Here is a 238-nt window from a genome sequence, read left to right as displayed (position 1 = left end):
CCCCCCCCCCCCCCCCCCTCCCCAAAGAAAAACCCCCCCCCCAAATTACTACGCGTCTCGTGGGCTCGGAGATGTGTATAAGAGACAGCGCCGAGGGCGGTGGTGGCCGGCACGCGTCCGGAACGGCCCATCCCGTCCGGACGCTCGGTGGCATCGACAGCGCGGTCGGCCCAGTCGTTGAGCGCCATCCCTGCCCAGTACAGCCATGTCGAGGCCAACGGCAGCAGTGCGGTACGGC

The 238-nt window shown here is 68.9% G+C and carries 1 pseudogene; it reads right to left on the bottom strand.

Annotated features, from left to right (window positions below):
• Positions 1 to 188 (bottom strand): annotated as a pseudogene (locus ACPYOM_RS23765) (hypothetical protein); the annotation flags it as partial.
• Positions 189 to 238: the final 50 nt, after the last annotated feature.

The sequence above is a fragment of the Monashia sp. HAY1-2A genome, from assembly GCF_056755315.1.
Note: the sequence above shows the minus strand (reverse complement) of the source record. Positions and strands in the feature narration are given on the sequence as shown.